The sequence below is a fragment of the Haloarcula sp. Atlit-120R genome (assembly GCF_003665885.1).
GTDB classification, from domain to species: domain Archaea; phylum Halobacteriota; class Halobacteria; order Halobacteriales; family Haloarculaceae; genus Haloarcula; species Haloarcula taiwanensis.
In genome coordinates this window covers 756,900-783,161 of the sequence record NZ_QPLN01000001.1, presented here as the reverse complement: position 1 = coordinate 783,161, position 26,262 = coordinate 756,900, and the positions used below count along the sequence as shown (strand labels likewise).

Genomic DNA, 26,262 nt, shown 5'->3' with positions numbered 1-26,262 from the left:
CATGGCGAGCGTCTCAGTCTCACACCTGATCCTGTTCATCGCGTCGATGGCCATCGCCGCGAGCGTGGCTGGCGTCTTTACGAGCAGCATCGGCGAACTGAGCAACGCGGTTTCGGAACAGGGACTGGACGTGAGCAGTGACGTCCGGACCGATGTGGAAATCATCTCTGACAGCGGCAGCGACACGATATACGATAACGGCGACGAAACGATCACTATTCACGTCAAAAACACCGGATCAGAGACGCTAGCGCCGGTTCCCGGGCAGCTGGATCTGTTCGTTGACGGGACTTTCGCCAGTGACTACACGGTGACGCTGGAGCCAGACGGTGGCAACATCTGGCGGCCCGGTGAAGTCGTCCGCATCGATATCAACGACAACCTGAGCAGCGGCGACCACCGCCTCAAGCTCATCGTCAACGGCGACGAGGAGGTGTTCGAGTTCAACACATGAGTATCGCAAGTACTGACCTATTCTCGCTCGGACTGGACGATCACGACCGGCTGAACAAGGAACTGGGCGGCGGTATCCCGCCCGGCAGCATCATCCTCGTCGAGGGGGACTACGGGGCCGGGAAATCCGCCATGAGCCAGCGGTTCACCTACGGCCTCTGTGAGGAGGGCCACGAGGTGACCTACCTCTCGACGGAGCTGACCGTCGGGAGCTTCCTCGACCAGATGCACTCGCTGTCCTACGATATGGTCGACCACATCCTCGACGAGAACGTGCTGTTCCTGCACGCCGACATCGGCGAATCGAACGCCCTCACCGGCGGTGACGAACAGTCAGACCGGAAGGAACTCCTCAAGCGGCTGATGGAGGCCGAGGTGATGTGGGACGCCGATGTCGTCGTCATCGACACTTTCGACGCTATCCTCCGCAACGATCCCAAGTTCGAGGCCCTCGTCCGGCAAAACGAGGAGCGCCAGGCCGCTCTGGAAGTCATCTCCTACTTCCGGGATGTCATCTCCCAGGGCAAGTGCATCATGCTCACCGTCGACCCGTCGACGCTGGACGAGGAGGCTATCGGTCCGTTCCGGGCCATCGCTGACGTGTTCATCGAACTGGAGATGATCGAGGTCGGCAACGACGTGCGCCGGCAGATTAACGTCCTCCGCTTTGCCGGCATGGGTGAACAGGTCGGTGACACCATCGGGTTCTCGGTCCGCTCGGGGACTGGCATCGTCATCGAATCGCGCAGCGTCGCTTAGAGGTGAGCTAAGATATGACAGATCACGGACGTGCGAAGCCGTCGGACGAACTTCGACAGATGGCAGCGCGGCGGCCCCACCTGCGGGACCACCTGAAGAAGTTCAAGCAGATCACCGGTGAATTCCCAATGCTCATCGACGAGGCCGACGACGAGTACGAGACGAACCGGCCGAACGTGCTCTATCCGGTCGGTGGCCCCATCTTCTGTCATATCTACGGCGACGTGGGTCAGGACATGAAGTACTACGCTATTGAGCCGGAACTCGACGAGGACGAGCGGGCCGTCTTCGGGAAGGTCCGGAACCGCCTGCTACAGCGTAGCGTCAACAAGCCCGCACCGGAAAACGAGGCCCAGTTCGACGACCGCATCGAGGAACTCCTGCAGGAGACGACCAAAATCAGGGACGAGGACAGCGACAGTGGCGTCCTCACGCGCCTGTCGAACCTGACCGACGTGAGCAGCGTCGAGGTCACACAGGAGACCTACGAGAACATCCTCTACCGGCTGAACCGCGACATCGTCGGCCTCGGCCCGCTGGAACCGGTCATGCGCGACCCGGCCAACGAGGACATCCACGTCATCGGCCGTAGCGAGTGCCACGTCGACCACGGGGTCTACGGCATGTTGGAGACGACTGTCGAGTGGCAGAGCGAGGAGGCATTCGACCAGTGGCTCCGAAACATGGGCGAGCGGATGGGCGACCCGGTCTCCGACTCGGATCCTATCGTCGACTCGACGCTCCCGGACGGATCGCGTCTGAACCTCATCTACTCTGACGACGTGAGCCTCAAAGGGCCTTCACTCACGATTCGTCAGGGCGACGACGTTCCGCTCTCGATTTTCCAGATTACCAAGTGGATGACGCTGTCGCCGCAACTGGCGGCGTACCTCTGGCTCTGTCTGGAGAACGAACAGACGGTGTTCGTCGTCGGGGAGACGGCGTCCGGGAAGACGACGACGCTGAACGCCATCACCTCGTTCATCCCCGACGACGCCAAAATCTACACCGCAGAGGACACCGCCGAGGTGCTGCCCCCGCACAACACCTGGCAGCAACTGTTGACTCGTGAGGGCGAAGACGAGGGGACCAGTATCGATATGTTCGACCTCGTCGCCGCTGCACTGCGGTCCCGCCCCGACTACATCATCGTCGGGGAGGTTCGTGGTGAGGAAGGACGGATGGCGTTCCAGGCCGCCCAGACCGGCCACCCGGTGATGCTGACGTTCCACGCGAGCGACATCGTGTCGATGATTCAGCGGTTTACCGGCGAACCCATCAACGTCCCCGAGACGTTCATGGACGTGGCCGACGTGGCGCTGTTCCAGAACCGCGTCAAGCAGGGCGATCAGGTCCTGCGCCGCGTGACCAGCGTCCAGGAGATAGAGGGGTACTCGAAGGAGATGGACGGCGTCGTCACCCGGCAGGTGTTCAACTGGGACCCCGTCGAGGACGAGATCATCTTCCAGGGGATGAACAACTCCTTCGTCCTCGAAGAGCAGATCGCGACGCTGCTCGGCTACGAGGACACGCGTGACATCTACGACGACCTCGAGTTCCGCGCGAACCTCATCGAACGCGCCATTCAGGAGGGTATTCTGGGGTATCACGAGGTCAACGACTTCATTTCGGACTTCCAGCGTGACGGCGTCGAAGGGATCCCGTTCAACATGGCACGGCCCGACTAACGATGGCACAGGGTGAAGCCGAGAGCGACCTCGATCTGACGATATCCGAGACGATCCAGTCGCTCGTTGAGTCCTACCGCCAGATGACGATTCCGCTGGAGCGGTATCTCTTTCTCATCCTCCTGCCAGCCGTCGCCTTCTTCATTATCTCGACGGTCGTTGCCCTACTGCTGGAGCAGCCCTTCGCAGTCAGAGCACCGATCCCCCTGCTCGGCTTCCTCGTGATGGCGTCGGCGATTTTCTACCCGAAAATCCTCCTGAGCCAGCGCAAGCGCGAACTCAACAACCGGTTTCACCTGCTCATCACGCACATGACTGTGCTGGCAACGACGAAGATCGACCGGATGGAGGTGTTCCGAACGCTGGCCGAAGAGGACGAGTACGGTGAACTCGCGATGGAGATGCACCGCATCGTCCAGCTCGTCGACACCTGGAACCTGAGCCTCGACGACGCCTGCCGCCGCCGCGCCAAGCAGGTCCCGAGTCGCGCCGTGTCGGACTTCTTCGACCGTCTCGCGTACACCCTCGGGGCCGGACAGGGACTCGACGACTATCTCCTGACTGAACAGGAGCAGATCATCCAGCACTACTCGACGGTGTACAAGAGCTCGCTCGACAGCCTGGAAGTGATGAAAGACCTCTACCTGTCGATGATTCTGTCGATGACGTTCGCGCTGGTGTTCGCCGTCGTTCTCCCGGTGCTGACTGGGACGAACCCGACGATGACCGTCAGCGCCGTCATCGTGATGTTCGTGTTCGTCCAGACCGGCTTCTACCTCGCCATCCGCTCGATGGCCCCCTACGATCCAGTGTGGTTCCACCCGGTCGACTACCCGTCGCCGATTGAGTCAAAGCTCAACAAGTCGATGGCCGCCGGCGTGGGGCTGTCGATGCTGCTCGTGTTCATCACGCTGGGCGGGATGCTCGGCATCTCGCCGGTCACGCTGAACGACCTCTTTTTCATGTTCGACGAAGTGCCGTTGCCGCTGTATGCCGCCGCGCCGATCACGCCGATGCTCATCCCTGGTCTCGTCTTCCGGCAGGAAGAACAGCGCATCAAGGACCGGGACTCGGAGTTTCCAAACTTCATCCGCGCGCTCGGTGCGACCGAGGGCGCGAAGCAGTCGACCACTGGGGCGGTGCTTCGCACGCTCCGCAAGAAAGACTTCGGCGCGCTCTCACCGAACATCGATAACCTCTACAAGCGGCTGAATATGCGGATTGAGCCGACATCCGCCTGGCGCTTTTTCACCGCTGACTGTCGGTCCTATCTCATCCAGACCTTCTCCGAGATGTATCTTATCGGCCGCGAGATGGGTGGGTCGCCAAAGCAACTGGGCGAACTCATCTCCGAGAACATGAATCAGGTGCTGCAGCTCCGCCAGAAGCGCAAGCAAGCGACGACGACGCTCGTCGGCCTCCTGTACGGGATGACTGCCGCGTCGACGTTCGCGTTCTTCATCGGCCTGCAGGTCGTCAACATCCTCGCGGGCATGTCGCTTGACCTGAGTACCGGGAGCCGTCTTGACGCCGCCTCGCTTATCAACACGAGCGTCTACAACATCCCGCTCATCGAGTTCCTGCTCATCATCATCATCATGTTCGGCGCGATGCTATCGTCGCTGATGATCCGGACTGTCGACGGCGGTCACAACGCCAATACGTACATGCACTTCGTGATGCTCACGTGGATTGGCGCTGTTACCGGGACGTTCACGAAGTGGCTGGTGTCGCAGTTCCTCGCAATCTGAAGTACCTTTTTACTGCAGGGGGTTTCCTCGCGCCTGCGGCGCTGCGGGAACCCCCTTTGTAAAAATCTACGCTAAAAACAACCTCCGAGTCGCGGCCTGCGGCCGCGCTCGGAGTGAAACCGCTCGCTCCGCTCGCGGTACAGTAACAGCGCTACAACCGCCGGCAAACCTGCCCTTCCCCGGGTCGCGCCACGCAGGGCGCTCCCGGCCCACAGAATCATGACATCTATTCCCGGCCCACAGCACCGCAGTCCCGCGACGCTACCCCTCGAAGCCGTCTTCCCACCGGAACAGCCCGTCTCGCTGGACGACCTCGCCGTCGACTTCAAGACGCGACCCCTCGCCCATCGTCGTGATGAGGTCCTCGTGGACGGCGCTGTCGTTGCCGGACTCGCCTTCGGGCAGGCAGGCGTCGTACGCGCGCCCGAGCGCGAGGTGGACGGTCCCGCCCATCTTCTCGTCGAAGAGGATGTTGTCGGTGACGCGGTCGACGCCGCGGTTCATCCCGATACCGAGTTCGCCAAGCTGGCGGGAGCCGCCGTCGGTGCCGATGATTTCCTCGATGACTGCCTCGCCCTGCTCGGCCGACCAGTCGACGACGACGCCGTCTTTGAACGTCAGCTCGACGTTTTTCACCCGGCGGCCCTGTATCGTCATCGGCACGTCGAAGGTGACGACGCCGGCGGTGTCGTAGGGTGCGGTGAACACCTCGCCGGAGGGGAGGTTGTGCGAGTCGTAGGCCACGCTGGCAGCGGAGTTGACGGCGAGACGGCCGTCGATGTACAGCGTGATGTCCGTGCCGTCAGCGACGAGACGGACCGTCTCGCCCTCGTCAAGAATGTCTTTTAACCGGGCCTGTTCTTCGGCCAGCGCTTCCCAGTCCCGTAGCGTCGCGTCGTAGACGAAGTCCTTGTAGTCGGCGTAGGCCATCCCGGCCTGCTGGGCCATCGCCCGCGTCGGGTGCTGGGTCGACACCCAGTCGGTGTCCAGGCGGGCCTCCCTGATTCCTTGCCGGGCCGTCGAGTACGCCTGCCGCCGGTCGCTGTCCACGTCGGCCGTCTCGGTGGTATTCCGCGACCCCTTCAGGAACAGCACGCTGTCGGCTCGCTCGTACAGCGCCAGTTCGTACTCGGGGTCCTCGGTGAACGGCCTGTCGTGAGCCTGCAGATAGGCCCGTGTGAGTTCGTCTGACTGGTACGTCGACAGGAGATTCGCGCCGCGGTCGCCAAGCTGCTCTGCCACGGCGACTGCGAGGTCGTGGGCTCCGTCTTCAACGGCCACGACCACGTCGTCACCCGCGTCGATGCGAGCGCTCCAGTCGACGAGAATCCGAGCGTGTTCGCGTATGCGGTCGTCCATGCCCTCACCAAGAGTGGCCGGAACAAAACGGCGGTGGTCCTCGGAATATCACGTATGATGTGATTGTATTCCGTAGATTTTTTTGGATTCCAGAGCCGGAGTATTCGGTGCAGTACGGGACAGCGCTACGTGGCAATTGCTGGCTTCCCACGGCCGCTTCCGAGGCAGTTGGGTGGCGATGGCGCTATGACTGACGACGGCACGGGTGGTGTTCGTGCCACGGTTTTCTGTCGAACCGCAACCCCTACCTGTTCGGTCGGCGACTCCTCGGTATGGAACTTGGCGTCATCGGACTCGGACGCATGGGCCGAATCGTCGTCGACCGCGTACTCGAAGCCGGCCACGAAGTCGTCGTCTTCGATATCGACGAGGAGAGCGTCGCCGACGCGGCGGACGCCGGCGCTCGGCCGGCGTCGTCCATCGCGGACCTCGCGGAGAAACTCGGCTCGGAGAAACGCATCTGGCTGATGGTTCCGGCCGGAGACCCAGTCGACGCTGCGCTGGACGAGTTGGCTCCGACACTCGACGGCGACGACATCGTAGTCGACGGCGGCAATTCCTACTTCGAGGACTCGGTTCGCCGCGCCGAGTCGACCGAGGCGGCCTATCTCGACTGTGGAACGTCCGGCGGTCCGGCGGGTGCAGAACTGGGGTTCTCACTGATGGTCGGCGGCCCGCAGTGGGCCTACGACGAACTGGTTCCCGTCTTCGACGCCGTCTCGACCGGCCCCGACGGCCACGACCGGATGGGACCGGCCGGCTCGGGCCACTATGTCAAGATGGTCCACAACGGTGTCGAGTACGCACTGATGCAGACCTACGGCGAGGGCTTCGAACTGCTGGCCAACGGCCGTTATGACCTTGATCTCGAATCGGTCGCCAACACCTGGAACAACGGCGCGGTCATCCGGTCGTGGCTGCTGGAACTCTGCGAGGAGGCGTTCCGCGAGGAGGGCAACGACCTCGGTGACGTGGCCGACCGCGTCGAGGGCGGGTCGACGGGGACCTGGACCGTCCAAGAGGCGCTCGAACAGGAAGTCCCGGTGCCGCTCATCTACCAAGCGCTGGCCGAGCGGTTCGGTTCGCGGGCCGACGACGGCCGCTTCTCGCGCCGCCTCGCGAACCGACTCCGATACGGCTTCGGCCGCCACGAGGTCCCTCGCCGGGAGTAACGCGCTCGCTGTGCCGTGACTCTGCGGGACCTTCTCGCCAGCGCTCTACCTGACTCAGCGCTCGGGTGTCGGCACCTGTCCGCGGGCGAGGACCGCCGTCCCCTCTTCCCCGTGCCAGACCAGTCTGACGGTGGCTCCGTTGGGTGCGTTCATTCCGAACTCATCGCCCGCAGTCACGGTGCCGTCCTCGTCTTGCCACGTCTTCGTCGGCCGGTCGTCTGCTTCGAGCGTGAGTCGTTCGGCGGCGATGGCGTCACCGCCCTCGTGCCTGACGACGACTATGGGGCCAGTCATCGCGTGATCGTACTCGATAGAAAACGACGTCTGCGGTGCTCTCGGCTCCTCGACGCTGTCTCCGACTCCGAGAACGAACGACCCCAGAATCGCCGCAATGATGACGATGAGCACGACCGCTACCACCAGGGCGCCGAACCCGGCAACGATTCCCACGAGTACCTTCGTAGAGCCGTCCATCTCGGACCAGGACTCTCTAATTCCCATACCTCTCGAACAGCATTAGTATTAATATATTTTTTGAATAATTTAACACTAATATCTTCAAGAAATGACTAGTCCGAGACGTGCGACAGGAGGCCCTGCAGGCGGAAACAACAGCTAATTAAACCAGTATTCCATAGCCGTGCACATGGTAGAACTCGTTGGACTCGCCGCCGGGGCCACGCTTACCCTGATAGTGGTCGCGCTCCACTACGCCAAAGGGACCGGTTGGGAGGCACCGGAAGATATCTCTCAGGAGGTCCTTGAGCAGCGGGCCGCGACAGTCCCCGAGACGGACTTCCCGGAGCCGTACAACCGCTCTATCGGCGGTGGCGGTGCCACAGCGATTCCGGCCGGTGAGGCCGAAGGCGAACTCGGCGAAGGCGAAGAGGTCGAAGAGGAGGACGACGGCTTCGACCCCGACGACATCGCCGACGACGAGGTCGAGTACTACGAAATCGAATTCGCCAAGGAAGGCGAGACAATCGAGGTCGCCAACAACGAGACGATTCTCGATGCTGGCGAAGAGGAAGGCTGGGACCTCCCCTACGCCTGCCGTGAGGGCCAGTGTATCTCCTGTGCCGGCCATATCGAGGACGGCCCAGCGACGGACTACATCCGTCACAGCAACAACGACTCGCTGATGGACGACGACATGGAAGAGGGGTACTGTCTGACCTGTGTCGCGTACCCGACCAGCGAGTTCACTATCGAGACCGGCGAGTCGCCCTGACGGGTTCACAATCGTTAAGACGCGCAGTCCGATAGCGTTTCTTGTGGGCGGCTAGTTCAGCGGACAGAACGCCTGGTTCCGGACCAGATGGTCGGGGGTTCAAATCCCTCGCCGCCCGTGCAGCGAACCCGAGTTTTACGAGCGGTGAGCGAACCGGAAGCGAGGATTTGAATCAGGGAGTGTAGCGGTGCGAAACGACTGTGGTTCAAATCCCTCGCTGCCCGCTATTCTGCGAGGAGCGGACGTGACGAGCGAATAGCAGTATCAGAGCGGTTTGAACCCGGGGAATCGCAACGCCCGTCCCTGTTTCTCACGGCCCCGGTGACTGTCACGGCACGGGAATCGCCGCAACGTCCTTGAGGTTCCGACACAAGGTACGAACACATGCGTGTGCTCGTCGTGGGTGCGACCGGATTCATCGGACAGCGACTGGTCCGTGCCCTGAACGACGCAGGCCACGACGTGGTGGCGTTCTCCCGGAGTGCGAGCGAAGAATCGTTTCCCGACGGGGTCGAACCGTTCGAGGGTGACCTCGGCGACCCAGACTCCCTCGATGGACTCTGCGACGACATCGACGTTGCGTACTACCTCATCCACTCGCTCACTTCCGAGAACTTCGCTGAGCTGGACCGTCGCTACGCCCGTCGGTTCGCGGACTCGGCGTCGGCCGCGGGCGTCGACAGGGTTGTCTATCTCAGCGGTATCAGCGGTGACGAGGAGAACCTCTCGCCCCATCTGGCGTCGCGGCGCGAAGTCGAGTCGGTGCTGGCGGAGGGGTCGTTCGACCTGACGGTACTCCGTGCGGCGGTCATCATCGGCCCGGAGAGCGCGAGCTTCCGGATCGTCAACGACCTGACCGACCGGCTGCCGCTGATGCTCGTCCCCAAGTGGGTCAGAACGCCGTGTCAGCCCATCGGTGTCGACGACGCGATTAGCTACCTCGTGGCGTTGCTCGATGCCGACGAGACCCGTGGCGAGACCTACGACATCGGCGGGCCGTCAGTGTGGTCCTACGAGTCGCTGCTGAAACTCACCGCGGCAGAGAAGGGCAAGCGACTGTTTATCATCCCCGTGCCGGTGATGACGCCGGGCCTGTCCTCGCACTGGCTTCGATTCACGACAGACGTACAGTACGCCATCGCCCGGCCGCTGGCCGAGAGTATGCGGAACCCGGTCACGGTTGACCCGGCAATGGACCTGCAAGATGTCGTGCCAATCGACCAGACGCCAATCAAGGACGCTGTCCGGAAGGCGCTCGCTGCGGCGTGAGGACGGCCATCGACGTGTCCCGGCGGAACCCCTTTGAGTCTGTCTGGTGCATATCCTTGCATGCCCGAATCGGTCGCCGTCACTGGCGGTAACGGCCGTGTCGGCACGCACGTTCTCGAATATCTGGATGCAGCGGGATACCGGACGGTCAATCTCTCCCGCGGTCGGCGCGACGAGACACACTCGGACGTATACATCGAGACTGACCTGCTCGATGCGGGCGAGGTGTACGGTGCACTCGCAAAGAGCGATGCCGACGCTGTCGTCCACCTCGGAATGGTTCCCACGCCCGACCAGACGCCGGGATACCGGACCTATGAAAGTAACGTCATGTCCAGCTATCACCTACTGGAAGCAGCCGGCGAACTGGGTATCGACACGGTCGCTCTGGCGTCGAGTTTCAGCGCCATCGGCGGCGGGTTCGAACCGGACGCCATCACGCTCGACTACCTCCCAATTGACGAGGACCACCGCCTCACGCCGTCGAACCCGTATGCAATGGGGAAACAGGCACTGGAGATCGCTGCTGATGGGTTCGCCCGCCGGAGCGCGGACGCACCCCAGACCATTACGTCGCTTCGGTTCCCGTGGGTGGTCGACGATGACTTGGCCCACGAGACGTTTGTCGAGGCCGACCGTACCCTCGCTGGACTCCGGAACTCGGCGCATTTCCATACCCAGCGTAACACGCTCTGTGGATATGTCCACGCGACCGATGCTGTCACGCTCGTCGAGGCAGCCATCGAGGCGTCGTTCGATGGCCACGAGCGATTCTGGGTGTCGGCCCCGGACACGAGTGCTGAGACACCGAGCGCCGAACTCGCAGCGGAACTGTATCCCGAGGCCGACTACCGAAGACAGACGGGCGAGGACAGCGACCCGTATGCGGCGCTCATCGACACCTCGAAAGCCCAGCAGCTGCTCGACTGGGAACCGACGTGGAGCTGGCGACAACTGGCGTGAAGCCGACGGTGGCCCGTGCATCGCGCCGGACGCTGCCATTACCACGCCGCATGTAGCGGCCGTTTCATCCGGAACACGTTGCTAAAATGTAATGTGTATGTAACTAACAAGCATGAGTGACGCCGAACAGCCGTCAGAGAGCGAGACACACGACCATCACGAGCATCACGACCACGAGGGGCCGGGCTATGCCACTCCGCAGGCGGCCATTGAGGAGGCCGAGCGCGAACGGACCGCCTACGTGATGGGGCTGCACGTGGGTCAGGACGTCGACGCGCCGGACTTTCTGGCTGTCGTCGATGTCGACCCTGACTCGGACACCTACAGCGAAATAATCAATCGAGTCAAAATGCCGAACAAGGGCGACGAGCTCCACCATTTCGGGTGGAACGCCTGCTCCTCATCGTGCCACATGGACGGACTGGAGCGCCGGCATCTCGTCATTCCCGGCCAGCGGTCATCTCGAATTCACATCGTCGACACCAAGGAGCGACGCGACCCTGAACTGACGAAAGTCATTGAACCGGAAACGGTGTACGACCACGACCTCTCCGCGCCCCACACCGTCCACTGCATCCCCGACGGTGAGATCCTTATCTCCATGCTGGGCGACGCCGACGGCGACCTCCCCGGCGGCTTTCTGGAACTGAACGACGACTTCGAGGTGCAGGGTCGGTGGGACCCGCCCGGCGAGATAGAGATGAACTACGACTACTGGTATCAGCCCCGCCAGAACGTGATGCTGTCGACGGAGTGGGCGGCCCCGAAAACCTACTACCCTGGGTTCGACTTAGAGGACGTTGAGGACGGCAAATACGGCCAGCATCTCAATTTCTGGGACTGGGAGGCTGGCACCGTCGAACAGACCATCGACCTCGGCGAGGACGGTCTGATTCCGCTCGAAGCCCGCTTTCTCCACACACCCGAGAGCACGCACGGCTACGTCGGCGCGGCGCTATCCTCGAATATCATCCACTTCCACGAATCGAACGGTGAGTATCATGCCGAACCAGTCATCGAGTTCGACGACCGTGAACACGAGGGGTGGGACATGCCGGTGCCAGCACTGGTAACGGACATCCTCATCTCGATGGACGACCGCTACCTCTTCGGGTCGAACTGGCTCCACGGCGAGGTGTGGATGTACGACATCTCGGACCCGTCGAACCCCCGGAAGGCCGATTCGATCTCTATCGGTGGCTACTTCGGCGACATTCAGCAGGTACAGGGCCGTGACATCGTCGCGGGTCCGCAGATGCTTCAGCTCTCACTCGACGGCGAGCGGCTGTACTGGACGACCTCGCTGTTTTCGTCGTGGGATAACCAGTTCTTCCCCGAGGAGGCCGAGACCGGCTCGGTAATGCTCAAAGCCGATGTGGATCCGCGGACGGGGACAATGTCGCTCGACCGGGACTTCCTCGTGGACTTCGGCGACCTGCCCGAAGGCCCTGCTCGTGCCCACGAGATCCGGTGGCCCGACGGAGACTGTACCAGCGACGTGTGGCAATGACGGCGGTGCGGGTGGGCAGCTGATGTCCGAGGTCCAGCTGGACTGGCGGGACAGCGACCGGACGGAGACGATTTTCGTCCCGGACGGCAAGACGATACTCGATGCCGCGGCGGCCGCGGATATCGGACTGCCGTTCGGCTGTCGAACCGGTGCGTGCGGGACCTGTACCGCTCGGCTGCTGTCCGGTGACGTGGTGCATCACCGCTCGCCGCGGGCACTCAAGGACCGACAGCTTGCGGACGGCTACGTCCTGCTCTGTATCGCCGAGCCGACAACCGACACGCATCTCGCCGTCGGCGCGACGGTGCAGGCCGAACTGGTCCCGAACCCCTGGAAGTGACGGGGAGCCGGTCAGGTCCGGTGGTGACCCGACAGCGCTTGCTGGAGTACCTGTCCCAAGAACCCGATGGCCGGGACGACGAACACCGTCGCGTGGACCCAGGCGTCGTACGTGATATCGCTCGGCTTGGTGACCAGAAAGAGGCCGTAGAGGACGAGCATCACGATAACCCACAGGACGGTGATGACCAGAAACGGGAGCGCGTCCCGGGCTGGGTCGACGACAGCGTCACGCAGTATGTTGGACATGCTTGGGGTGTCAAGCTGAAGCGCTAAAAGCGTACCCGCTACCGGCCGAACTCCGTTACCAGTTCGATACCGTCGGTCCCGTAGTCTGTCATCGCGGCCAGCCGCTCCGAAACTTCCTCTAGTGCCACCCGGCGGGTGACGAGTGCGCCGGGATTGAGCGTCCCGTCAGCGACCAGACGGAGGAGTTCGTCGTACCGCGACGGCGGCATCCCGCGTGAGCCGAGCACGTCGATATCCCAGCGGGTGATCCAGTCGGTCGGCAGCGCCACCTCGCCGCGTTCAGCATCGGTCGTCAGCCCGACCTGAACGTGCGTTCCTCGTGGTCGGAGGCATCGAACGCTGTTCCGACAGGTCTCGGCCCGGCCCAGCGCGTCGACGGACACCTCCGCGCCGCCGTCGGTTTCGGCCTCGATGGCCGCTGGCACGTCTGCCACAGCGCTGGCGTCAACGACAGCGGTCGCACCCACATCACGGGCCATCGCCAGCGGGTCCTCGCGGATGTCGACGGCGATGACGCTCGCACCCAGCGCCGACGCGATCTGGACGGCCGCCAGCCCGAGGCCGCCACAGCCATGCACCGCGACGCGGTCCCCGGCGGCGATGTCAGCCCGATGTGCCAGCGCGTGAAAGGCCGTGACGTACCGACAGCCCAGCGCTGCCGCGGCGTCGAAATCAACGCTGTCGGGCAGCCCCACGAGGTTGTAGTCGGCCTGTGGGACGGCGACCTGCTCGGCGAACGCGCCCGGAACGTCGGACTCGAAGCCCAGCGCCCACCCGCCCGTACAGACGTTGCCGTGACCGTTTCGGCAGTAGCCACAGGTCCCGTCGCCGAGGTTGAACGGCACGACGACGCGGTCGCCGGACGACACTGTCGTCACCCGGTCGCCCGCTTCGACGACGCGGCCCGCCGGTTCGTGGCCCAGCACCTGTCCTATCGGCACGTCGTCGTCGGCCCAGTCGCCGTGGCCCTGCCAGGCGTGCCAGTCGCTCCGACAGATGCCACACGCCTCGACCGCGACGACGGCCCCGTCCGGGTCCGGGGTCGGCGGATCGCGGTCCCGGACTGCCAGCGGTTCGTCGTACGCCTCAAGCACTGCGGCGCGCATAGGTCTGCTTCGCGCGCTCCGGACAAAATACCGGAGGCCGCCGTCGCTCGGGAGTGACTTTATGACTCGGACCAGCGATATCCGGACATGACCCTCCTCCCGGTGCTCGCTGCCCTGTTCGTGTCACCGGTCGCGGTCGCGCTGGTGTATGCCGACGCCGGGCGACGCGACCTGTCCAGCCGGTATCGCGCGGTCGCCGCCGCGACCGTCGGCGTCGCCAGTTTCGGCGGGTTCCTCGCCGCCGCCGTCTTCGGGAGCGGGCTCCTTTCGGCGTACCGCCGCCTGCTGGACCAGCCGGCGGTCGCCGTCACGCCGCTGGAGTTTCTCCTCTCCCTGCTCCTGTTCGGCCTCGTCGGCACCGCGCTGGCTGTCCTGGGGTACGGAGTCGCCAGCCGGTTCGGTCCGCTCGCGCCCCGGTAATCGCCGCGCCGGCCGCCGACCCCTACCTTCAAACCCGGCACGACCCCACCGAGAGGTATGGACGACACTGACTGGATAGGCGAGACCTTCACCAGCACGGTCGGGTGGGACCACCTGGAGAGGCTGGTCGACATCGGGAACCGGATGGCCGGCAGCGACGGCGAACGGAGGGCTGCCGAAGCGACCCGAGACGCGCTGGCGGCGTACGCCCGCGACGCTCGACTCTCCGAGTTCGAGATACAGGGCTGGGAGCGGGGCGACAGCGCCGTCCACGTCGATGGGTCACCGGTCGCGACACAGGCGCACGAATGCATCGCCCTCCCGCGGTCGCCGTCCAGCGAAGTGACCGGCGAACTGGTCGACGTCGGCCACGGCCTCCCGGAGGATTTCGAGGACGCTGACTGTGAGGGCCAGATAGTGCTGGCCCGCTCTGACGTGCCCGACTGGTACGACCGGTATATCCACCGGCGGGAGAAGTACTACCTCGCCGTCGAGGCCGGGGCGGCGGGGTTCATCTACCGCAACCACGTCGAAGGCGTGCTGCCACCGACCGGGAGCGTCGGCACGGCTGAGACCCCCATCGGCGAGATTCCGGCAGTCGGCGTCGCCAGCGAGACGGGCGCGCGACTGGGTCGCCGCTACGCCGGTGATGATGTCGCCCTTAGCGTCGACTGCGAGACGCCCGCTGCGACGAGTCAGAACGTTCACGCCGAACTCGGACCGGACACGGACGAACGACTGCTGGTGACCAGTCATGTCGACGCCCACGACATCGCGGAGGGCGCGATGGACAACGGCGCGGGGACGGCGATGGTCGTCGAACTCGCGCGGGCGCTGGCCGGCCGCGAGCACGAACTGGCGACGCGCGTGGAGTTCGTCACCTTCGGCGCGGAGGAGGTCGGACTCGTCGGCTCGAACCGGCTGGCCGCCCACGTGGCCCCCGACGACGTGACGGCCGTGCTCAATCTGGACGGCGTCGTCCAGGGCCGGACGCTGAAGTGTTTCACCCACGGGTTCGACGCGCTCGCGGCCGCCGCCGAGGACGTGGCCGACCGTTTCGACCACCCCATCTCGCTCACGCCGGAGCAGGGTCCCCACAGCGACCACTGGCCGTTTGTCCGGCGCGGCGTCCCCGGCTACCACGTGACCAGCGAAACCGGCGGCGAGGGCCGCGGCTGGGGCCACACCCACGCCGACACGCTGGACAAACTGGAATCCCGGACGTTCCGCGAGCAGGCCGTCCTGCTGACCGAACTCGCCGTGACGCTCGCCGACGGCTCGGTGCGCGCCGACCGCAAGGACCCCGCGGAGATAGCTGCCGCCCTCGAATCGCAGGACCTCGCCGAGGGGATGCGGATTACGGGCGACTGGCCCTTCGACGACTGAGACCCACTGCCGCGGTGGTCTCCGCGACTGGCGGCGGATACATACCAGATTTCTAGTATATCGGACCCCTCTCGTGTTCGGCAGTCCTGGTGTCTGACGATGGATTATAATGATTTACTCGGTATAGAAGTAACATATTCCGTAGGTTATTTACCATATGGGGACATGGAAACCGATGGCAGGTTGATTGGTCTACGTACTGTAGCCCGTATGTGAACGCCGTTACCGGCGTTCGCTGCCAAGCTCCCATGCTCTATCGGCCTCGCGGAGTCCGAGGCCGAGTCGACGTGAGTAACCACACCTGCCGTCGTCAGTCAACACCAACACCAATACCTGACACAACGGCCGTCCACGTGCCAGGACGGCCGCTGTGTCCACTTTCGGACATACTACTCCAAACACCGACTGGTAACGCAGACTGAGCAAAGCGGCACGTAGCGGCAGGGCCACTCTATGAGTCGTACGCCTGCGCTACGTCAGCCTTCGCCGACGGAATGACCTGCTGTTCGGCGTGGCGCATCGACCGCAACGCCTCGTCGGTGAATTCGACGTTGAGCGTGGGCAGGGCCCGTGCGAGACCGCCAAGCACCTCGCCGGGGTCGATGCTGAGTTCGAAGGCGAAGGCGTTCTGGTCCTCCTGCAGCGGAACGGAAAACTCGAAGTGCGTCTGAACGATATCCGTCGCCGTCTCCTGGTCGTATGTATCAGTGACAGCCGTCCAGAAGTCGTCGCTGTCGGCGGCGACCAGCGGCGCGAGGTCGTCTCCAAACGACTGCTGGCGGGCCAGCAGCCGCTCCCGAATCTGGTCTCGTCGGTCGCCACGGACAGTGTCACGGAGCGCGTTCCAGTAGATATCGCGGGCCAGCACGTCGTCAGCGTAGGCGTCGAACGCCGCGTCGGTGGCAGCGTAATCCAGCACCGGCTCCAGCTGGTCGAGTATCTGCTGCTGGTAGGACTGGAGTTTCGGCCGGATAACGTGTCGTTCCAGCGGGCGGCTGTTGTTCAGCAGTTTGCCCGCAACGCGGCCGCCGCTCCCGTTTGACCCGCGAAGCACGGCTGCCACATCGAACGCCGCGTACGTCTCGTCGACGAACTGCGAGAGGTAACGCTCGAACTCCCGTTCGACGGCACGTCGTGTCACACCCAACCCTGTGGGCTGCAGTGACCTATCCCTTACGCCGATATCCGCGAACGATAGTCGCCTGTGAGATGGGACTCCCGTCCATCGCTTTCGACCGCTGTGTTCCGAGATCACTGCCGGCCACAGCCCGCCCACCCACCCACAGGCGTCCGCACGGCGAGGGTACCACAGGTGCTGTCCGGGCTTGCGCCTCGGGTCCCCGCTGGACATCTAACACGGCCGTTATCACTGTGCGTGCCTAACAGCGTTTGTGTCCAGTGACCTGCCCAGCGACGTACACGCGGTGCTGACACAACTCGCTGAAGAGGGCGAGACGGCGATCAGCGGCGCGGAGTTCGATACGGCTCGACAGGCAGTTGCGACAGCCGAGACGGTCAGCCAGCACAAGCTCCCGGAGTGTGAGTTGCGCTCGCAGTTGCTCCACGGCTGCGAGCAGGTACACACGGCGCTAGATGACGGCCATCCCGACGCTGCCGCCGAGTATCTCCGAGCGATGAACCGACGACTTGCGGCCGTCGCCGACGATTCACTCTCCGAGTGACTTGCCACTCCCACTAACACGTAGCGCGGTCTTCGATGGTCGTCGAGCGCCGTCCCACGGTGAACGCTGTCCGTTCGTTCCCGAGGGGTGTCTCCACTGCGCACCTACTGTCGGACAGTGACGACTCGCCCCCGCTCGTCTCAGTTCTGTGTTACCGAGGCACTGGCTAGCCAGCTCCCGTGAGAGTTAAGCCACCGACCGATAATACCGTGGTATGTCTCAGGGACTATCGAAGGCCGATGACACGCTCGCCGACGCTGGCGAACGGAACCTCGTCGTCGGCGGTGATCGGCCGCTCCGTATCTCTGCGGGCCATCGATTGCTACATCACGACGGGAAATGCTCGCGCCCGCACGGACACAACTACGAAATAACGGTCCGTGTCACCGGTGAACTCACCGACGAAGGGTGGGTCGTGGATAAGGGAGACATCACGGACGTGGTCGACGAGTGGGACCACCGCTTCCTGCTCGAGGCCGGTGACCCGCTGGTCGAAGCCTTCGACGCCAGCGGCGATGGCGATGCCGTGGTCGTCCTCGACCACCCGCCGACGGCCGAGGTCATGGCCGCGATACTGGAACAGCGTCTCGCCGACCGCCTCCCGGAGACGGTGTCGGACGTCGCCGTCTCCGTCCGGGAGACCAGCGAACTCTGTATCCGCTGATGCCGGTCGCAAACGACACGCCCGGGGTCGACATCGAGGGGACCGACGCCGACGCGGAGACGGGCGACCTCCCTATCAACGAACTGTTCCAGTCGCTTCAGGGCGAGGGCCGACTGGCCGGCGTCCCGAGCGTGTTCGTCCGAACCAGCGGCTGTAATCTGCGGTGCTGGTTCTGTGACTCCTATCACACCTCCTGGGAGCCGACCCACGACTGGTTCACCGTCGGCGACGTGGTCGCGGCTATCGACGAGTACGACGCCGACCACGTCGTCCTCACCGGCGGCGAGCCGCTGATTCACGATTCGAGCGAGACCCTGCTGGCGCGGCTGGCCGACCGCGGGTATCACACGACGGTCGAGACTAACGGAACCGTCGTCCCGGACGCCCCTATCGACCTTGCCAGCGTCAGCCCGAAACTGGCCTCCAGTACGCCGACGGCCGACCGCGACCCCGACGGCGACGGCGAGTGGGCGGACCGCCACGAGGACCGGCGACTCGACGTGCCGACGCTGGCCGAACTCGTCGAAAGCTACGACACGCAACTGAAGTTCGTCGTCACCGGCCGCGAGGACATGGCCGAGATCGAGCGCCTCATCGACCGACTCCGCGACGCCGCGTCCGCACGCGTGGATGACGACGACGTGTTGCTGATGCCGGAAGGACAGACGCGCGACCAGCTCGAATCGACCCGGGAGACAGTCGCGGACCTCGCACTGGAGTACGGCTATCGGTACACGCCGCGGCTCCACGTCGACCTCTGGAACGACGCACCGGGAACGTAACTGCCTGCGATACCACTTAGCATGACTAACGACACCCGCGCTGTCGTGCTCGCCTCCGGCGGCATGGACAGCGCCACGGCGGCGTACGAAGCACAGACCCGCGGCTACGACGACCTGTACCTGCTGCACACCAGCTACGGGCAAAACACCGAAGACCGGGAGTACGAGTGCGCCAGCGCGCTGGCCGACCACGTCGACGCGGCGGACTTCCTCCACGTCGAGACCGAGCACCTCACCCAGATCGGCGCGTCGTCGCTGACCGACGACTCGATGGCCGTGGCCGACGCCGACACCGACAGCGACGAGATTCCGAGTTCCTACGTCCCGTTCCGTAACGCGAACCTGCTGTCGATGGCGGTCTCCTACGCCGAAGCCAACGACTGCGGGGCTGTCTTCATCGGCGCACACAGCGAGGACTTCTCGGGGTACCCGGACTGCCGGCCCGCCTTCTTCGACGCCTTCCAGGGCGTCATCGACGCCGGCACAAAGCCCGAGACGGACATCGACCTCGTCGCGCCGTTCGTCGAGTGGTCCAAGACAGACATCGCCGAGCGCGGCGTCGAACTCGGCGTCCCCTACGAGGACACATGGAGTTGCTACCGGGACGACGAACCGGCCTGTGGGACGTGTGACGCCTGTGCGTTCCGACTCGAAGCTTTCCAGCGCATCGGCGAACGGGACCCAATCGAATACGCCGAACGACCGACGTACGCCGAATAAGCAGATTACGGGCGGTCGTCCACCGAGGAATTAGTCGTCAGCTTGGTCCCGAGCCAGTCCGTCCAGCACGTACTCCGCCGAGGTTCGCGTCGTCGCCAGCGGCACGTCATGGACATCACAGATACGCAGGAGCGCCGAGATGTCCGGCTCGTGAGGCTGTGCTGTCAGCGGGTCCCGAAGGAAGACGATGCCGTCCATCCGGCCCTCGGCGACTTCCGCGCCGATCTGCGTGTCCCCGCCCATCGGCCCGCTCTCCTTGCGCTCGACCGTGAGGTCGGTCTCGGCCATGATGCGCTTGCTCGTCGTGCCGGTCCCGACGAGGTCGAACGCCGACAGCGTGTCCTCGTAGCTCTGTGCCAGGTCTATCATCTCGGGTTTCTCGTCGTCGTGTGCGATGAGCGCGACGCGAGTCATACTTGGGGCTCTCGGGCCATCGACTTATCTCATTTGGACGGGGGCGTGTCAGCGCCGGTTACCCGTCGACAGAAATCGCTCCGTCAGCGGTTATTGTCACGTCGTGTCCTTCGACAGCGAACGTTAGCGACTCCGTCGTCCCCTCGCCGACGACTGCACGGAGAGACTCGCTGTCGACGTACGTATCAAGCCTGTCAATATCATCCGCAGCCAGATCTGTCGCTTCAAGCACCGCATCGGCAATAACATCTTCTGCGGGCTCGGGGCTCACCCAGTCGTCGGACCCCTCCGTGGCCCGGTTCCGCAGCATATACACAGTCCCCTCGTTCGAGCTCATACGCCATCATACGCTCCCTTCTCTTATAACAGCGGATGAGCTATTTCACTGTCTGAAGTAACCGACGTGCCGATGACGGACCACTCTTCGGCACTGTCAGCTCACACGCGGCTACTTACCACTGTGTCGCCACAGACCTGTTGCTCACAGCTGGTCGGCGTCCCACCACCACCGCGTTCTCCCACCCGGAAGTTACTCTCTTCCGGTCACTCTGGCGGTGAGCCGACAAGCGGTCGCTCAGGGGCCGCCAGCGTGTTCTGGACCAACGTCCGGGTTCCCCGCCGGAGCCGCTCTGAAGCGGCTTGGCTGGAGATACCGAGTTCGGCGGCGAGGTCCGAGAGAGAGGACTCCCGCGGGACGGTGAAGTAGCCACGATTGAGCGCGAGCAACAGCACTTCTCTCTGTGGGTCCGTCACGCCGAACTGCGGGGAGGCTTCCGTGTCATCAGTGATGGTCTGAATGTCGATGGTGATATCACTGGACACGAGCGCGTCACGGAACGATAGCACCGAACTCTTCTCGGGGAACCGGGCCCGGAAGACCCAGTCTTCGCCGGTCTGTGCGGCGCCGAGCAGGAACCCGTCCGCGTTCAACAACGCTTCTCCGATCGTGTCGATTGTCGTATCAGTCGTATGTAGGGTGTACCAGTGACCATCTCCTTCTGCCGCTACGTGGGCATAGTCGGTGATACTCTCGTCCTGGGCCAGATTCGCTTCAATGGCGGGCCGCTCAACGGGGCCAATCCAGGCGACGGCACGACAGTCGCCGCTCTCGCAGTGCAGTCGCTGTATCCGTATCGCTGCTTTACTCAGCGTTTCAGCTGTTCGCTGCAAGAGGGGGGCGTCGATGTGAAATTCTACTATCATGTCTCACTGTCACGCAGCAACGATGATAAACCCCGGTCAGACAGTTGTCGTACCTGAAAACGGTGCTTGTGTAATTTCCGGGTACTGAAGGCTGACGGCGGTATGGACCGGGGTATAGTCGATTCAAGCACCAATGGATAGCACTCGGGAAATCCACTTAAATTCACAGCATGGCCTACCATGTCTCAACCATCAGCACCCTTTTGACTGCGAACGAGTACTAGTACACTATCCGCTCTGCCGACGCCTGCTGACACCATGTGTCGACGGTTCCACACAAGGCGCTGCGGTCGGACTTGACATGACTGACTCATCCCGCGGTCAATCGGAGACGGTCGGCATCGTGTTACTGACGGCTGTTATCGTCGTGCTGGTCTCGGTGCTGGGTGCCGGTGTTCTCTCGTCCGGACCACAATCGACCGCGGAGCCGCTGGTGGACCTCGACATAGATATCACGAGCACTACCGTCTCGATCACACACAACGGCGGTGACACTGTCGACGGCAGGTCATTCGACGTTATCATCCGAAACGAAACTGCGAGTCAGCGCTACGAGTCAGCCGTCACCGGCCCGTTCGAACCGACCGATACCGTGCGACTGTCTCATTCCTACACCGGCACCGTCACCGTCCTCGCCGTTGCTGTCGACAGCAGTACGGTCCTCGGTCGGGAGAGCCGGACGGTGGCTACTGATCCGACGCCGACCACAGACACCGCGACGCCGACTCCGGAGACTGAGACACCGGCTACGGAGACTGCGACGCCAGCTCCGGAGCCACCGGCTATCGATTCGGCGACACTCCCCGGAACACCGATAGATGACACAGAAGCTAACAACAACGTCGAACGCACGCTGACGCTGACTTTCGATACGGAGATGGACCGGACTATCGCGCCGAGCATCGAACTCGACGGCGTCACCGAAAGCTCGGCGACAGTAGTGACCGCGGACGGGACCTGGACGACGGCGAAAACGTACGAGGTCCCGATCCGGTTCGCCGACAACGACGTGGACAAGACTATCGACGTGACGGTATCGGAAGCGCAAGACGCCGACGGAACCGAAATGTCGCCACAGACTGCCCTATCCTTCGTGCTCGACAGTCGCTCGCCAGGCGACGTGAACAACGTCGTTGTCGAACCCGACGCCATCACCCAGGCGAACCAGAACGCCGTCGACGTGACTATCACAAACCCGGATTCGCTGGACGGTGACGAGACGGCACGCGTCACACTGACCGACCAGACCGGGACTGACATCACGCGGTCGGCGACTATCGACCCGGCGACTGACGAGACGACGCTGACGTTCGACACGAGTTCACTCGCCGACGGGACAGTCACGCCAACGGCGGTCGTCGAAGACGACGTGGGGAACCGCGGCGATTCCGTCACAAATGACCAGACGCCGAAGGACACGACCGCTCCGGCGGTCGATTCCTTCACCGCGACCGAGACCGGCAGCCGAACGTTCACTGTGACACTCGAAGCGACAGAGCAGACCTCGATTCAAGCGAGTGACGTGACACTGGGCGTGTCCGGACCCGGCACTGTCGAAAACGTCGAGCAGTTGAACCTCGACAACAGCGGCTCGTCGTTTACCTACAGAGTCAAGTACACCGTGAGCCAGCCCGGCGAATACACGGTCACGCTGTCGGAGCTGACGGACGCGTACGGTAACGACGGCGCGACCGGCCAGACCGCGACCGTGGCGCTGGGCGACGCGGCTGACTTTGTCAGGTACACCGGCGACGCAGAGACGTTCGGTGGTGACGGCTCTGGTGTCGCGCTGTCCATTGAAAACACGGCTTCGACGGCAGTCAGCGTCAGGAACGTCACTGTCAGTACGGACGCTGCCAGCACGCTGTTCGAGAGCGGGTCCGGTAGCACCCGGACTGACCACGAAATCCGTGTCGTCGGCGCATCGACGGGGGTCTGGGACACGAACAAGGAACGCAACGCCGGGAAAGACGGCTACCAGATCGGGAGCACGGCGGTGCTATCTGACGCCGCAATGGTTTCCGGAAATTCGACGGCTGAGGTCACAATGTATGAATTCCTGACCTCAGGAAAGGGTAACTCCGGGAAGCCCGTCGACATGGCCGGGGACGAAATCACGGTTACGCTCGGATTCAGCGACGGGAGCGAACTCACGTTCACTGTGACGCCGTAAGCGGCCCGTCGCAACTACAGGTTCTCGCCCTGATACGACCCCTCGTACGTCCCCTCGTGAGCGGCGTCGGCGAGCACGAGCTGTGCGATCCGCGCGCCCTGTTCGAGTTCTATCGGGTGGTGGACTTCAAGCAAGCCCTCGCCCCGCCCCTCGTAGCCGGCGTCCCAGACGGCTGTATCGAGCATGCAGGAGTTGCGAAGCAACGACGACCGGGGAAGGAGAAAACCGATGTGTCCATCTGGAATGACGACGCGGTCGGCGTACTCGACGATGTACCCGCCACGGTCGAGCTGATAGACACCGTCGCTGGGTTCGACTTCCCGTCGGTCACCGACGGTCTTGCCGTCGCGCTCAATGCGCCCCGGTTCGACCTGTTCGTAGATTGCCCCGAGCGTGAGGTCGACGCCGTTCGGTTGCACTTGTGGTTCTCTCAGGTCGCCGAGGGCATCGGCGACGAATCGCCCACTTTTGAACATACCCGGTTCTGTGCGAGTATCGTGGAAAGGCCTGCCGGTCTGGCCAACCGCTGTTCTGTCTCGTTGACTCGCTTCCGAGTGACGGACGGCACGGGTTTTTATATGAAAAATACGACGGAATACGCGGGATTTATACCGCCGCGCCATCCATTGACGCACGTTATGGGACAGACGCTTACGGAAAAAATTCTCGACGACCATCTCGTCGAAGGGGAACTTACACCCGGAGAAGAGATCGGGATCGAGATCGACCAGGTGCTGACACAGGACACGACCGGGACGCTCGTCTGGCTGCAGTTCGAAGCGCTGGGCCTCGAAGAGGTACAGACGGAGCTGGCCGCACAGTACTGTGACCACCAGACCTATCAGTTTGACTTTAAGAATACCGACGACCACCGCTTCCTCCGTTCTGCGGCGGGTACGTTCGGGGCACACTTCTCGCGCCCCGGCAACGGTATCTGTCACAACGTCCACAAGGAGAACTTCGCCGCACCCGGCAAGACGATGCTCGGGTCCGACTCGCACACGCCGACGCCCGGCGGCCTCGGCGAACTCGCCATCGGGTCCGGTGGCCTCGACGTCGCCGTCGCGATGGGTGGCGGCGCGTACTACATCGAGATGCCGGAAGTCGTCAACGTCCGCCTCGAAGGCGAACTGCCCGACTGGGCAACCGCCAAGGACGTCATCTTGGAGCTGCTCCGCCGGCTTTCGGTCAAGGGCGGCGTCGGCAAGGTGCTGGAATACACCGGGCCTGGCGTCGAGACGCTGACCGTCCCCGAGCGGACGACTATCACCAACATGGGGACCGAGCTCGGTGCCACCTCCTCGATCTTCCCGACGGACGAGCAGACCAAGGACTACCTCGAACGCCTCGGCCGCGAGGACGTCTTCGAGGACATCGGCCCCGACGAGGACGCCGAGTACGCCGACGAAATCGTCGTCGACCTCTCGGACCTCGAACCGCTCATCGCCGAGCCGTCGATGCCTGACAACGTCGTGCCCGTCTCCGAGGTCGAGGGCGTCGACGTCGAGCAGGTCATGATCGGCTCCTGTACGAACGGTGCCTACGAGGACATCCTCCCGGCCGCGAAGATGCTGGAAGGGCGCAACATCGACAAGAAGACCGAGATGATCGTCGCCCCCGGATCCAAGCAGGCCTCCGAGATGCTGGCCCGCGAGGGCTGGACCGCGGAGATGATGGCCGCTGGCGTCAACTTCTCCGAGGCGACGTGTGGTGCCTGTATCGGCATCGGGCACGTCCCGGCCTCAGATTCAGTCTCGCTGCGGACGTTCAACCGCAACTTCGAAGGTCGCTCGGGTATCGAGGACGACAACGTCTACCTCTGTTCGCCGGAAGTCGCCACCGCGGCGGCCATCAAAGGCGAAATCGTCGACCCGCGGGACCTCGCCGACGAACTCGGCGACCTCGAGGCACCCGGGCTGGAGATGCCCGACCAGTACATCGGCAACTCCGAATCGGACCTCATCGCGCCGGAGAACGCCGTCGACGACGAACTCATCAAGGGCCCGAACATCGGCGACGTGCCGCTGAAGGACCCGCTGGAGACCGAAGTCGGTGGTGAAGCCCTCCTCAAGATGGAGGACAACATCACGACGGACCACATCATCCCGGCCACGCAGGACATCCTGATGTACCGGTCGAACGTCCCGAAGCTCTCCGAGTTCACGCTCTCGCGCGTCGACGACACGTTCGCGGAGCGCGCACTCGAAGCTGACGGCGGCGTGCTCGTCGCTGGCGAGAACTACGGTCAGGGCTCCTCGCGTGAACACGCGGCCCTGTGCCCGATGTACCTGGGTATCGAGACCGTCCTCGCACAGAGCTTCGCCCGCATCCACAAGGCGAACCTGTTCAACTTCGGTATCGTCCCGCTCACCATCGACGAGGAGACCTACGAGAAAATCGAGGAAGGCGACGACATCGAGATCGTCGACGACGCGGCCGAGGCCGTCAAATCCGGCCAGACGGAGTTCACCATCCGCGTGAACGACGACTGGGAAGCAACCGGTCAGCTCGACGCCTCCGAGCGTGAACGCGAGATCCTCGCCGCCGGTGGCAAACTCTCGCACACGAAGCAGCAACACGACGAAGGCGGCGCTGCACCCGCAGACGACTAGAGCGAGGTTTCGCAGAAACCTCGTATTGGGAACGGGACCGCAGGTCCTGCGAGCAGAGCGATTCCGAGCGTAGCGAGGAATCCTTTCGAAGTCGAACAGCGCTTCGCGCCGTGAGACAGCAGATCGCTTTTCGAGCAGTGAAGCCACAAACAGCGCGGCATCCGCTCCGGTCGAGCGACACATTCCTCGGTCTATCGGGAAACACACGCACAGAGAGATGTGGTTCGGGTACCGGCACAGGACGACCGGTTAGCGACAGCGCGAGACTGTCTTTTTCGTTCTCCATACTCGTAGCCGACGCTGTTTCACGGGAATGAGTGTCCCGGTTACGGCATAGCGGTCCCCAAGACAGACCCA

At 63.4% G+C, this 26,262-nt stretch carries 26 protein-coding genes, 1 tRNA gene and 1 pseudogene; 19 read left to right on the top strand and 9 right to left on the bottom strand.

Going from position 1 to position 26,262, the window contains the following annotated elements:
- The first annotated feature begins 1 nt into the window (after position 1).
- The 4 genes from DVK01_RS04030 to flaJ are packed head-to-tail and all read left to right on the top strand — an operon-like array spanning position 2 to position 4,651.
- Entirely contained in the window at positions 2-454 is a 453-nt protein-coding gene (locus DVK01_RS04030; RefSeq protein ID WP_121511387.1) for a CARDB domain-containing protein, read from the top strand.
- Entirely contained in the window at positions 451-1,212 is a 762-nt protein-coding gene (locus DVK01_RS04025; protein WP_053967200.1) for an ATPase domain-containing protein, read from the top strand. The genes DVK01_RS04030 and DVK01_RS04025 overlap by 4 nt, the downstream gene beginning before the upstream one ends.
- Before the next feature lie 14 nt (positions 1,213-1,226).
- Entirely contained in the window at positions 1,227-2,900 is a 1,674-nt protein-coding gene (locus DVK01_RS04020; RefSeq protein WP_053967201.1) for a type II/IV secretion system ATPase subunit, read from the top strand.
- A 2-nt stretch (positions 2,901-2,902) separates the two neighbouring features.
- Positions 2,903-4,651: an archaellar assembly protein FlaJ gene (gene flaJ / locus DVK01_RS04015; RefSeq protein ID WP_121535508.1), complete on the top strand. Its 1,749-nt coding sequence runs from the start codon at positions 2,903-2,905 to the stop codon at positions 4,649-4,651.
- A 261-nt stretch (positions 4,652-4,912) separates the two neighbouring features.
- Here flaJ and DVK01_RS04010 read toward each other — a convergent pair whose 3' ends face one another.
- On the bottom strand, positions 4,913-6,010 hold the full coding sequence (locus tag DVK01_RS04010; RefSeq protein WP_101351008.1) for an aminopeptidase: 1,098 nt from the start codon (positions 6,008-6,010) through the stop codon (positions 4,913-4,915).
- Positions 6,011-6,282: 272 nt separating this feature from the next.
- Between DVK01_RS04010 and gnd the strand changes: the two genes are divergently transcribed.
- Entirely contained in the window at positions 6,283-7,182 is a 900-nt protein-coding gene (gene gnd, locus DVK01_RS04005; protein ID WP_121535505.1) for a phosphogluconate dehydrogenase (NAD(+)-dependent, decarboxylating), read from the top strand.
- 54 nt (positions 7,183-7,236) lie between these two features.
- On the opposite strand, the gene DVK01_RS04000 is transcribed toward gnd, so the two are convergent.
- Positions 7,237-7,683: a type IV pilin gene (locus tag DVK01_RS04000; protein ID WP_121535502.1), complete on the bottom strand. Its 447-nt coding sequence runs from the start codon at positions 7,681-7,683 to the stop codon at positions 7,237-7,239.
- Positions 7,684-7,828: 145 nt separating this feature from the next.
- Between DVK01_RS04000 and DVK01_RS22915 the strand changes: the two genes are divergently transcribed.
- The 6 genes from DVK01_RS22915 (at position 7,829) to DVK01_RS03970 (ending at position 12,495) form a co-directional block, all read left to right on the top strand.
- Positions 7,829-8,413, top strand: a complete 585-nt coding sequence (locus DVK01_RS22915; RefSeq protein WP_101351005.1) for a 2Fe-2S iron-sulfur cluster-binding protein — start codon at positions 7,829-7,831, stop codon at positions 8,411-8,413.
- Between the two features lie 45 nt (positions 8,414-8,458).
- Positions 8,459-8,531, top strand: a tRNA-Arg gene (locus tag DVK01_RS03990).
- Between the two features lie 266 nt (positions 8,532-8,797).
- Positions 8,798-9,682, top strand: coding sequence for an NAD(P)H-binding protein (locus DVK01_RS03985; protein ID WP_101351004.1), 885 nt, complete (start codon positions 8,798-8,800; stop codon positions 9,680-9,682).
- Between the two features lie 60 nt (positions 9,683-9,742).
- Positions 9,743-10,645 (top strand): NAD(P)-dependent oxidoreductase, encoded by a 903-nt coding sequence (locus tag DVK01_RS03980; protein ID WP_121511393.1) that lies wholly within the window; start codon positions 9,743-9,745, stop codon positions 10,643-10,645.
- Between the two features lie 112 nt (positions 10,646-10,757).
- The gene (locus tag DVK01_RS03975) at positions 10,758-12,155 is read left to right on the top strand and encodes a selenium-binding family protein (protein WP_101351002.1); all 1,398 of its coding nucleotides are present in this window, start codon (positions 10,758-10,760) and stop codon (positions 12,153-12,155) included.
- Positions 12,156-12,177: 22 nt separating this feature from the next.
- Complete coding sequence (locus DVK01_RS03970) at positions 12,178-12,495, top strand: 2Fe-2S iron-sulfur cluster-binding protein (protein ID WP_101351001.1); 318 nt, start codon at positions 12,178-12,180, stop codon at positions 12,493-12,495.
- An 11-nt stretch (positions 12,496-12,506) separates the two neighbouring features.
- Here the strand turns inward: DVK01_RS03970 and DVK01_RS03965 are convergent, their stop codons facing one another.
- Positions 12,507-12,743, bottom strand: coding sequence for a hypothetical protein (locus DVK01_RS03965; protein WP_101351000.1), 237 nt, complete (start codon positions 12,741-12,743; stop codon positions 12,507-12,509).
- A gap of 38 nt (positions 12,744-12,781) precedes the next feature.
- Positions 12,782-13,849 (bottom strand): zinc-dependent alcohol dehydrogenase family protein, encoded by a 1,068-nt coding sequence (locus DVK01_RS03960; protein WP_121535499.1) that lies wholly within the window; start codon positions 13,847-13,849, stop codon positions 12,782-12,784.
- Positions 13,850-13,936: 87 nt separating this feature from the next.
- On the opposite strand from DVK01_RS03960, the gene DVK01_RS03955 reads away from it, so the two are divergent.
- Together DVK01_RS03955 and DVK01_RS03950 are read left to right on the top strand one after the other, a co-directional pair.
- Entirely contained in the window at positions 13,937-14,269 is a 333-nt protein-coding gene (locus DVK01_RS03955; RefSeq protein ID WP_101350998.1) for a hypothetical protein, read from the top strand.
- A 57-nt stretch (positions 14,270-14,326) separates the two neighbouring features.
- Positions 14,327-15,655, top strand: coding sequence for a M28 family peptidase (locus DVK01_RS03950; RefSeq protein ID WP_101350997.1), 1,329 nt, complete (start codon positions 14,327-14,329; stop codon positions 15,653-15,655).
- A gap of 451 nt (positions 15,656-16,106) precedes the next feature.
- Here the strand turns inward: DVK01_RS03950 and DVK01_RS03945 are convergent, their stop codons facing one another.
- A complete protein-coding gene (locus DVK01_RS03945) occupies positions 16,107-16,796 on the bottom strand; it encodes a hypothetical protein (RefSeq protein WP_121535496.1) in 690 nt (229 codons plus the stop codon).
- Between the two features lie 250 nt (positions 16,797-17,046).
- Between DVK01_RS03945 and DVK01_RS03940 the strand changes: the two genes are divergently transcribed.
- The 4 genes from DVK01_RS03940 (at position 17,047) to queC (ending at position 19,503) form a co-directional block, all read left to right on the top strand.
- Positions 17,047-17,337: a hypothetical protein gene (locus DVK01_RS03940; RefSeq protein ID WP_101350995.1), complete on the top strand. Its 291-nt coding sequence runs from the start codon at positions 17,047-17,049 to the stop codon at positions 17,335-17,337.
- A 214-nt stretch (positions 17,338-17,551) separates the two neighbouring features.
- Positions 17,552-18,001: a 6-pyruvoyl tetrahydropterin synthase family protein gene (locus DVK01_RS03935; RefSeq protein ID WP_101350994.1), complete on the top strand. Its 450-nt coding sequence runs from the start codon at positions 17,552-17,554 to the stop codon at positions 17,999-18,001.
- Positions 18,001-18,783 (top strand): 7-carboxy-7-deazaguanine synthase QueE, encoded by a 783-nt coding sequence (locus DVK01_RS03930; protein WP_101350993.1) that lies wholly within the window; start codon positions 18,001-18,003, stop codon positions 18,781-18,783. The genes DVK01_RS03935 and DVK01_RS03930 overlap by 1 nt, the downstream gene beginning before the upstream one ends.
- A gap of 21 nt (positions 18,784-18,804) precedes the next feature.
- Positions 18,805-19,503: a 7-cyano-7-deazaguanine synthase QueC gene (gene queC, locus DVK01_RS03925; RefSeq protein ID WP_101350992.1), complete on the top strand. Its 699-nt coding sequence runs from the start codon at positions 18,805-18,807 to the stop codon at positions 19,501-19,503.
- Between the two features lie 30 nt (positions 19,504-19,533).
- Here the strand turns inward: queC and DVK01_RS03920 are convergent, their stop codons facing one another.
- The 3 genes from DVK01_RS03920 to DVK01_RS03910 all read right to left on the bottom strand — a co-directional run bounded on the left by DVK01_RS03920 (position 19,534) and on the right by DVK01_RS03910 (position 21,120).
- The gene (locus tag DVK01_RS03920; protein ID WP_101350991.1) at positions 19,534-19,917 is read right to left on the bottom strand and encodes a methylglyoxal synthase; all 384 of its coding nucleotides are present in this window, start codon (positions 19,915-19,917) and stop codon (positions 19,534-19,536) included.
- Between the two features lie 58 nt (positions 19,918-19,975).
- The gene (locus DVK01_RS03915) at positions 19,976-20,254 is read right to left on the bottom strand and encodes a HalOD1 output domain-containing protein (RefSeq protein WP_101350990.1); all 279 of its coding nucleotides are present in this window, start codon (positions 20,252-20,254) and stop codon (positions 19,976-19,978) included.
- Between the two features lie 206 nt (positions 20,255-20,460).
- The gene (locus DVK01_RS03910; RefSeq protein ID WP_053967222.1) at positions 20,461-21,120 is read right to left on the bottom strand and encodes a helix-turn-helix domain-containing protein; all 660 of its coding nucleotides are present in this window, start codon (positions 21,118-21,120) and stop codon (positions 20,461-20,463) included.
- Positions 21,121-21,421: 301 nt separating this feature from the next.
- Between DVK01_RS03910 and DVK01_RS03905 the strand changes: the two genes are divergently transcribed.
- Positions 21,422-23,293 carry a type IV pilin N-terminal domain-containing protein gene (locus DVK01_RS03905; RefSeq protein WP_158598758.1) on the top strand — a complete coding sequence of 624 codons (1,872 nt, stop codon included), beginning with the start codon at positions 21,422-21,424 and terminating at the stop codon, positions 23,291-23,293.
- 14 nt (positions 23,294-23,307) lie between these two features.
- Here DVK01_RS03905 and DVK01_RS03900 read toward each other — a convergent pair.
- Positions 23,308-23,790, bottom strand: a pseudogene (locus DVK01_RS03900) (deoxyuridine 5'-triphosphate nucleotidohydrolase); the annotation flags it as partial.
- A 141-nt stretch (positions 23,791-23,931) separates the two neighbouring features.
- Here DVK01_RS03900 and DVK01_RS03895 point away from each other — a divergent pair.
- On the top strand, positions 23,932-25,905 hold the full coding sequence (locus DVK01_RS03895) for an aconitate hydratase (protein ID WP_121535493.1): 1,974 nt from the start codon (positions 23,932-23,934) through the stop codon (positions 25,903-25,905).
- Positions 25,906-26,262 lie beyond the last annotated feature (357 nt).

Bases quoted from the DNA above. Each gene is read 5' to 3' on its own strand.
- DVK01_RS03980 (WP_121511393.1), top strand. From the start codon at position 9,743: ATGCCCGAATCGGTCGCCGTCACTGGCGGTAACGGCCGTGTCGGCACG.
- DVK01_RS03910 (WP_053967222.1), bottom strand. From the start codon at position 21,120: ATGATAGTAGAATTTCACATCGACGCCCCCCTCTTGCAGCGAACAGCT.
- DVK01_RS22915 (WP_101351005.1), top strand. From the start codon at position 7,829: ATGGTAGAACTCGTTGGACTCGCCGCCGGGGCCACGCTTACCCTGATA.
- DVK01_RS04000 (WP_121535502.1), bottom strand. From the start codon at position 7,683: ATGGGAATTAGAGAGTCCTGGTCCGAGATGGACGGCTCTACGAAGGTA.
- DVK01_RS04025 (WP_053967200.1), top strand. From the start codon at position 451: ATGAGTATCGCAAGTACTGACCTATTCTCGCTCGGACTGGACGATCAC.
- DVK01_RS04030 (WP_121511387.1), top strand. From the start codon at position 2: ATGGCGAGCGTCTCAGTCTCACACCTGATCCTGTTCATCGCGTCGATG.
- DVK01_RS03915 (WP_101350990.1), bottom strand. From the start codon at position 20,254: ATGAGCTCGAACGAGGGGACTGTGTATATGCTGCGGAACCGGGCCACG.
- DVK01_RS04020 (WP_053967201.1), top strand. From the start codon at position 1,227: ATGACAGATCACGGACGTGCGAAGCCGTCGGACGAACTTCGACAGATG.
- flaJ (WP_121535508.1), top strand. From the start codon at position 2,903: ATGGCACAGGGTGAAGCCGAGAGCGACCTCGATCTGACGATATCCGAG.
- DVK01_RS03930 (WP_101350993.1), top strand. From the start codon at position 18,001: ATGCCGGTCGCAAACGACACGCCCGGGGTCGACATCGAGGGGACCGAC.
- DVK01_RS03905 (WP_158598758.1), top strand. From the start codon at position 21,422: ATGACTGACTCATCCCGCGGTCAATCGGAGACGGTCGGCATCGTGTTA.
- DVK01_RS03955 (WP_101350998.1), top strand. From the start codon at position 13,937: ATGACCCTCCTCCCGGTGCTCGCTGCCCTGTTCGTGTCACCGGTCGCG.
- gnd (WP_121535505.1), top strand. From the start codon at position 6,283: ATGGAACTTGGCGTCATCGGACTCGGACGCATGGGCCGAATCGTCGTC.
- DVK01_RS03960 (WP_121535499.1), bottom strand. From the start codon at position 13,849: ATGCGCGCCGCAGTGCTTGAGGCGTACGACGAACCGCTGGCAGTCCGG.
- DVK01_RS03935 (WP_101350994.1), top strand. From the start codon at position 17,552: ATGTCTCAGGGACTATCGAAGGCCGATGACACGCTCGCCGACGCTGGC.
- DVK01_RS03920 (WP_101350991.1), bottom strand. From the start codon at position 19,917: ATGACTCGCGTCGCGCTCATCGCACACGACGACGAGAAACCCGAGATG.
- queC (WP_101350992.1), top strand. From the start codon at position 18,805: ATGACTAACGACACCCGCGCTGTCGTGCTCGCCTCCGGCGGCATGGAC.
- DVK01_RS03950 (WP_101350997.1), top strand. From the start codon at position 14,327: ATGGACGACACTGACTGGATAGGCGAGACCTTCACCAGCACGGTCGGG.
- DVK01_RS03985 (WP_101351004.1), top strand. From the start codon at position 8,798: ATGCGTGTGCTCGTCGTGGGTGCGACCGGATTCATCGGACAGCGACTG.
- DVK01_RS04010 (WP_101351008.1), bottom strand. From the start codon at position 6,010: ATGGACGACCGCATACGCGAACACGCTCGGATTCTCGTCGACTGGAGC.
- DVK01_RS03965 (WP_101351000.1), bottom strand. From the start codon at position 12,743: ATGTCCAACATACTGCGTGACGCTGTCGTCGACCCAGCCCGGGACGCG.
- DVK01_RS03975 (WP_101351002.1), top strand. From the start codon at position 10,758: ATGAGTGACGCCGAACAGCCGTCAGAGAGCGAGACACACGACCATCAC.
- DVK01_RS03895 (WP_121535493.1), top strand. From the start codon at position 23,932: ATGGGACAGACGCTTACGGAAAAAATTCTCGACGACCATCTCGTCGAA.
- DVK01_RS03970 (WP_101351001.1), top strand. From the start codon at position 12,178: ATGTCCGAGGTCCAGCTGGACTGGCGGGACAGCGACCGGACGGAGACG.